This is a genomic window from Burkholderia anthinoferrum (assembly GCF_002925705.1).
Lineage (GTDB): Bacteria > Pseudomonadota > Gammaproteobacteria > Burkholderiales > Burkholderiaceae > Burkholderia > Burkholderia semiarida.
Genome location: NZ_LFZP01000059.1, coordinates 38,578 through 46,224, shown reverse-complemented (window position 1 = coordinate 46,224; position 7,647 = coordinate 38,578). Strand labels below are relative to the sequence as shown.

Sequence of the window (7,647 nt, the reverse complement as noted above, 5' to 3'; positions counted from 1 at the left end):
ACGCAGATCACGATGCTGCTCGTGCTGATGCTCACGTCGAAGGGAATGGCCGGCGTGCCGCGCGCGTCGCTCGTCGTGATCGCCGCGACGCTGCACCAGTTCGGGCTGCCGGAAGCCGGGCTACTGCTGATCCTCGGCGTCGACACGTTCCTCGACATGGGCCGCTCGGCCACGAACGCGGTCGGCAACTCGATCGCGAGCGCGGTAGTCGCGAAATGGGAAGGACAACTGATGTCGGAGGCGGAAGCCGAGGCCAACGCGGCGCGCATCGAAGCGGAACAGGAAGCGACGATCGCACATCCGACGGAAGTCTGACGGAGGCCCGCCGATGAAGATGCAGCGATTCCGGCTTGCGCTCGCGCTCGCGAGCCTGCTCGCCGCCAGCGCGTCCGCGCGCGCGGACGATCTGCCCTCCCCGCCGCCGCGCGTCGAGCCGTTCGCGCCGGCGCAACTGACCGGTACGCTCGCGAAGGTGCGCGGCACCGGCACGATCGCGCTCGGCTATCGCGACGCGTCGATACCGTTCTCGTACCTGAATGCGCGCCGCCAGCCGATCGGCTATTCGATCGAGCTGTGCAAGGCGCTCGTGTCGTCGATCGAGGATGCGGTCAACAAGAGCCTGACGATCCGCTGGGTGCCCGTCACGTCGGACAACCGCATCGACGCGGTGGTCAACGGCCAGGTCGATCTCGAATGCGGCTCCACGACGAGCAACCTCGAGCGCCAGAAGCGCGTGGCGTTCTCGCCGATTATCTTCGTGGCCGGCACGAAGGTGATGGTGAAGCGCGGCGCGCCGATCCGCTCGTTCCGCGATCTCGCGGGCAAGAAAGTCGCGGTGACGGCCGGCACGACCAACGAGAAAGCGTTGCGCGACCTGGACCAGCGGTTCAGGCTCGGGATCCAGCTGCAGGTGGTACCGGACCATGCGCAAGGCTTCGCGCTCGTCGCGAACGGCGGCGCCGACGCGTTCGCGACGGACGACGTGCTGCTGTACGGCCTGATTGCCGAGAATGCGGGCAAGGGCGGCCAGTACGACGTGGTGGGCGATTACCTGTCGTACGACCCGTACGGCATCATGTTCCGCAAGGACGATCCGCAGCTCGCGCAGGTCGTGAAGAACACCTTCGTGGAACTGGCCGCCGACGGCGAGATCGCACGCCAGTACAAGCGCTGGTTCCTGCGCCCGCTTCCGTCGGGCCTGAGTCTCAACCTGCCGATGAGCCCGCAACTGGAAACCATCATCGAGACGATCGGCATCAAGGGCGAATGAGCGCGGCGGCGAGCCGGGCGCATGGGCAAGCGGCCCCGGTGTCTCGCCTGACACCGGGGCCGCTTGCGACAAGCACCGCATTCAACCGACGCGCGCTTCACCCTGCCGCTCGGTTTCGCCGTCGGGCGATGCCGTTCGCGCCAGTACGGGCTTCAATGCCCGCCCCGTATGGCTCGCACTCACCTTCGCGAGCGCTTCCGGCGGTGCCGCCGCGACGATCGTGCCGCCGCCCACGCCGCCTTCCGGCCCGAGATCGATGATCCAGTCGGCTTCCGCGATCACGTCGAGATCGTGCTCGATCACGACGACGCTATGCCCCGCATCGACGAGCCGGTGCAGCACGCGAATCAGCTTCGCGACGTCGGCCATGTGCAGGCCGACCGTCGGCTCGTCGAGCACGTACAGCGTGTGCGGCGCCTTCTGGCCGCGCCGCGTGATGTCGTCGCGCACCTTCGTCAGCTCGGTGACGAGCTTGATGCGCTGCGCCTCGCCGCCGGACAGCGTCGGCGACGGCTGGCCGAGCGTCAGGTAGCCGAGCCCGACGTCCTTCATCAACTGCAGCGGATGCGCGATGTTCGAGATCGGCGCGAAGAACTCGACCGCCTCGTCGATCTCCATCGTCAACACGTCGCCGATGTTCCGGCCGCGCCACGTGACGGCGAGCGTTTCCGGATTGAAGCGCTGCCCGTGGCACACGTCGCACGGCACCTTCACGTCGGGCAGGAAGCTCATGCCGATCGTGCGCACGCCTTGCCCTTCGCAGGCCGGGCAGCGCCCGTCGCCGGTGTTGAACGAGAAACGCGACGCCGTATAGCCGCGTGCGCGCGCTTCGAGCGTATCGGCGAACAGCTTGCGGATCGTGTCCCACACGCCGATATAGGTGGCCGGGCACGAGCGCGGCGTCTTGCCGATCGGCGTCTGGTCGACCTCGAGCACGCGATCGATCTGCTCCCAGCCGCTCAGCGACTCGCAGCCCTGCCATGCATGCGTGACGTTCAGCGACGGCCGCGGTGCGCTGCGCGCGAGCACGCTCGAACGGCGGTTCGTGGCCGGTGCGTCCTGCTGCGCCGCCTTGCGCGCACGCCGCGTGGCCGGCGACGACAGCACCGAGCGGCCGACCGCGTCCAGCAGGTTCGTCATCAGCACGTCGCGCGCGAGCGTCGACTTGCCGGAGCCGCTCACGCCCGTCACTGCGACGAGCCGCGCGAGCGGAATGCCGACCGTGACGTCGCGCAGGTTGTGCAGCGTCGCGCCATGCACGGTCAGCCAGGCTTCCGGCACGGCGTCGCCGCCCTTCTTGCCCGGCAGGCTCACGCCGCGGCGCGGCTGCAGCGGGTGCGTCATCGGCTGCGCGAGCAATCGGCCCGTGACCGAATCCGGCTGCGCGGCCAGATCGGCGACCGCGCCCTCGGCGACCAGCGTGCCGCCGCGCTTGCCCGCGCCCGGGCCGATGTCGATGATGTGATCCGCGCGGCGGATCGTGTCCTCGTCATGCTCGACGACGACCAGCGTATTGCCCTTGTCGCCGAGCTTGCGCAATGCGTCGAGCAGGATCTGGTTGTCGCGCGGATGCAGGCCGATCGTCGGCTCGTCGAGCACGTAGCAGACGCCCTGCAGGTTGCTGCCGAGCTGCGCGGCGAGCCGGATGCGCTGCGCTTCGCCGCCCGACAGGCTCGGCGCCGCACGATCGAGGCTCAAGTAGCCGAGCCCGACTTCCTCGAGAAACGCGAGGCGGCTGCCGATCTCGCTGACGATGTCGCGCGCGATCTGCGCATCGCGCCCCGTGAGTTCCAGCGCGTCGATCCAGCGGCGCGTGTCCGACACCGTCCATTGCGCGACCTCGACGATCGGATGCGCGTCGAACGTGACCGCGCGCGCGGACGGATTCAGCCGCGTGCCGTGGCAATCGGGGCACGGCTCGTTGCCGACGCCTTCCGGTTCCTGCTCGTCCGACGGCAAGGTTTGCTCGCGGCCGCGATCGTCGCCGGCGAGCACCGTGTCGTCGTATGCGGCGCGCTGTTCGCGCGTGAGCGTGACGCCGGTGCCGACGCAGGTCGTGCACCAGCCGTGCTTGCTGTTGTACGAGAACATCCGCGGGTCGAGCTCCGGATAGCTCGTGCCGCATACCGGGCACGCACGCTTGACCGACAGCACCTTGACCGCGCCGACCCGGGCGGTCGAACGATCGTTGCGCATCGCATCGTGCAGCCCGTCGAGCGGCGCGAGCAGGTGCATCACGCCCTTGCCGAGCTCGAGCGTCTCGTCGAGCCTGCGCCGCAACTCGGCTTCGTTGTCCGGCGACACGACGATATCGGCCACCGGCAATTCGATCGTGTGCTCGCGGAAGCGGTCGAGCTTCGGCCACGGGTCGACCGTGACGAACTCGCCGTCGACGCGCAGATGCGTGCTGCCGCGCGCCTTCGCCCACTTCGCGAGATCCGTATACACGCCCTTGCGATTGACGACGAGCGGCGCGAGCAACCCGACGTGTTCGCCGCGATGGTCGCGCAGCAGTTGCGCGGCGATCGATTCGACGGATTGCGACGTGACCGGCGTGCCGTCATGGATGCAGTGTTGCAGCCCGAGCTTCACGTACAGCAGCCGCAGGAAATGCCACACCTCGGACGTGGTCGCGACCGTGCTCTTGCGCCCGCCGCGCGACAGCCGCTGCTCGATCGCGACGGTCGGCGGAATGCCGTACACGGCGTCGACCTCGGGGCGGCCGGCCGGCTGCACGATCGAGCGCGCATACGCGTTCAGCGATTCGAGGTAACGACGCTGGCCCTCGTGGAACAGGATGTCGAACGCGAGCGTCGACTTGCCGGAACCCGACACGCCGGTGATCACGTTGAACTTGCCGTGCGGGATGTCGACGTCGAGCGCCTTCAGGTTGTGCTCGCGCGCATTGACGATGCGCACGACGTCCTCGCCTTCGATCGCCCGGCGCGCGCGCGCCGCGTTCAGCACGGCCTGCAACGGCTTGCCTCCGTCGGCATGCACCGCGCCGGTATGCACCGCGCCGACATCCATCGCGCGGTCGTACTGCAGCAGCGCCACGCCGGTATGCGATTCGGCGCAGGCCTTCACGTCGTCGGGCGTGCCCGCGCACAGCACGAGGCCGCCGCCGTCGCCGCCTTCCGGGCCGAGATCGATCAGCCAGTCGGCCGCGCGGATCACGTCGAGGTTGTGCTCGATCACGATCAGCGAATGGCCGGCCGCGAGCAGCTTGCCGAATGCCTGCATCAGTTTCGCGATGTCGTCGAAGTGCAGCCCGGTGGTCGGCTCGTCGAACATGAACAGTTTCGCGCGTGCGATGCGCGCCTCTTCCGTCGCGACCCGACGCCCGCCCGCCGCCGCCGCCGACTCGGCGAGGAAGCCGGCGAGCTTCAGGCGCTGCGCCTCGCCGCCCGACAGCGTCGGCACCGGCTGGCCGAGCTTCACGTATTCGAGGCCGACGTCGACGATCGGCTGCAGCACGCGCAGCACCTCGGCATCGGTCGCGAAGAACGCGGCCGCTTCGCTGACGGTCAGGTCGAGCACGTCGGCGATGTTCAGCGCGCGGCCGTCGCGCTCGATTCGCACTTCGAGGATTTCGGCACGGTAGCGGCTGCCGTCGCAATCCGGGCAGCGCAGGTAGACGTCGCTCAGGAACTGCATCTCGATGTGCTCGAAACCCGAGCCGCCGCAGGTCGGGCAACGGCCGTCGCCCGAGTTGAAGCTGAACGTGCCCGCGCCGTAGCCGCGCTGCAACGCGAGCGGCGCCTTCGCGAACAGCTTGCGGATTTCGTCGAACGCGCCGACGTAGCTCGCCGGGTTCGAGCGCGTGGTCTTGCCGATCGGCGACTGGTCGACGAACACGACGTCGCCGACCTGGTCGGCGCCCGTCAGGCTGCGGTACGCACCCGGCGATTCGGTCGCCTTGCCGTGGTGCCGCGCCATCGCCGGATACAGCACGTCCTGCAGCAGCGTGGATTTGCCGGAGCCGGACACACCCGTCACGCACACGAGCCGCTGCAGCGGAATTTCGACCGTGACGTCGCGCAGGTTGTGCTCGGTCGCGCCTTCGAGCACGATGCGCGGCGTGTTCGCGTCGACCGCGCGGCGCGCCCAGTTCGACGCATGCGCGACCTGCTTGCGGCCACCGAGATACTCGCCCGTCAGCGTGTGTGCGGAACGGATGTCGGACGGCGTGCCGTCGTACACGATCGTGCCGCCGCGCTCGCCCGGGCCCGGCCCCATGTCGATCAATCGATCGGCCGCGAGCATCACCGACGGATCGTGCTCGACGACGACCAGCGTGTTGCCCGCGTCGCGCAACCGCTGCATCGCCTCGACGATCCGCGTGAGATCGCGCGGATGCAGCCCGATGCTCGGCTCGTCGAGCACGAACAGGGTTTTCGTGAGCGACGTGCCGAGCGCGGTGGTCAGATTGATCCGCTGCACCTCGCCGCCCGACAGCGTGCGGCTCTGCCGGTCGAGCGTCAGGTAGCCGAGCCCGACGTCGCACAGGTATTTCAGGCGCGTGCGCACTTCGGCGAGCAGCAGCTTCAATGCGTCGTCGAGCAGCGCGCTCGGCAGCACGATTTCGTCGAAGAAGCGCCGGATGCGCTCGATCGGCAGCAGCATCAGATCGTGCACCGTCAGGCCGGGCAGCGCTTCGAGCTGCGCGCGGCTCCATTCGACGCCGCGCGGCATGAAGCGGTCGGCCGGCGCGAGCACGGCGTCGGCATTCTCCTTCGAGCCGAGCCGCCATTGCAGCGATTCCGTCTTCAGGCGCGCGCCACCGCACACGTCGCACGGCGTATAGCTGCGGTATTTCGACAGCAGCACGCGGATGTGCATCTTGTACGCTTTCGATTCGAGGTAGCCGAAGAAGCGCTTCACGCCGTACCACTGGCTCTGCCACTTGCCGTTCCAGTCCGGCGAACCGTTGACGACCCAGTCGCGCTCGGCGTCCGTCAGCTCGGACCACGGCACGTCGCGCCGGATGCCGGCCTTCGCCGCGTAGCGCATGAGGTCGTCCTGGCACTCTTTCCACGCGGGCGTCTGCATCGGCTTGATCGCGCCGCCGCGCAGCGTCTTGCGCGCATCGGGAATCACGAGCCCGAGATCGACGCCGATCACGCGACCGAAGCCGCGGCAGGTTTCGCACGCGCCGTATGCCGAGTTGAACGAGAACAGCGCCGCTTGCGGCTCCGCGTAACGCAGGTCGCTATCGGGATCGTGGAGCCCGGTGGAGAAGCGCCACACCTGCGGCTCGGCCGTCGCGTTTTCCGCGTCCGCCGCCAGCACGTACACGTTCACGCGGCCGCCGCCGCGCTTCAGCGATGCCTCGATCGCCTCGACCACCCGCACCTTGTCGGCCTGCTGCACGCGGAAGCGGTCGGCCACCACGTCGAGCATCTTGCGCGGCCCGGTGGGCGACGCGACTTCGCGCTGCGCCTGCACGCGCGTGTAGCCGCTCGCCGACAGCCACTGCGCGATTTCCTCGTCGGACACCGCTTCCGGCAATTCGACCGGGAACGTGACGACCACGCGCGGATCGTCGGCCTGCGTGCGCGCGACGAGCTCCGCGTAGATCGTCTCCGGCGTGTCGTGCCGTACCTGCCGCGCGGTCTTGCGGTCGAACAGCTCGGCCGCGCGCGCGTACAGCAGCTTCAGGTGGTCGTTCAGCTCGGTCATCGTGCCGACGGTCGAGCGCGAACTGCGGACCGGGTTGGTCTGGTCGATCGCGATCGCGGGCGGCACGCCGTCGACGCGCTCGACCTGCGGGCGATCCATCCGGTCGAGGAACTGCCGCGCGTAGGCACTGAAGGTCTCGACGTAGCGCCGCTGGCCTTCCGCGTACAGCGTGTCGAACACGAGACTCGACTTGCCGGAGCCGGACGGGCCGGTGACGACCGTCATTTCGCCGGTGCGCAGGTCGAGATCGAGATTCTTGAGGTTGTGCTGACGTGCTCCGCGAATGCGGATCAGATTGCTGGATGACAATTTGCCTGCCCGTCTGGATGAGTTAGCCGGAATTCACTGTGCCGCCGCGCCGCGGCGGATGTCGCACGGGCGATGCCCGCGCCGGTCGAGTTCGACGGATACTATACTGTACATTCATACAGTTTTCCATTGACGGCTGCTGCCATCCGCACGACCGCCGCCTGGCCACGACACCGCGCGCGCCGATGGCCCGAAATCGCGATTCCATTTATCGGCGCGCTCCCCGGGCAAGTAAAAAATTCCTTCGAAAAAGATGGGTTCCGTCTCTTTTTACTGGCCGCGTCATTCATACGACGAATTCACAAAATGTCACAATCTTGCTCATTACCGATGATTTATATTCCTTAACCGTTTGTTTCAATTGCATCAAAAAGCAAACGTTTGCC

At 67.9% G+C, this 7,647-nt stretch carries 3 protein-coding genes; 2 read left to right on the top strand and 1 reads right to left on the bottom strand.

Going from position 1 to position 7,647, the window contains the following annotated elements; all coding sequences use genetic code 11:
- Window positions 1–315 (top strand): dicarboxylate/amino acid:cation symporter (locus C5F75_RS28925; protein ID WP_146075228.1); only part of this gene is annotated, 315 nt, incomplete at its 5' end.
- A gap of 13 nt (window positions 316–328) precedes the next feature.
- Window positions 329–1,270, top strand: a complete 942-nt coding sequence (locus C5F75_RS28920; RefSeq protein WP_059577419.1) for an amino acid ABC transporter substrate-binding protein — start codon at window positions 329–331, stop codon at window positions 1,268–1,270.
- Window positions 1,271–1,351: 81 nt separating this feature from the next.
- On the opposite strand, the gene uvrA is transcribed toward C5F75_RS28920, so the two are convergent.
- Window positions 1,352–7,261, bottom strand: a complete 5,910-nt coding sequence (uvrA, locus tag C5F75_RS28915) for an excinuclease ABC subunit UvrA (RefSeq protein ID WP_104013126.1) — start codon at window positions 7,259–7,261, stop codon at window positions 1,352–1,354.
- Between the last annotated feature and the right edge of the window lie 386 nt (window positions 7,262–7,647).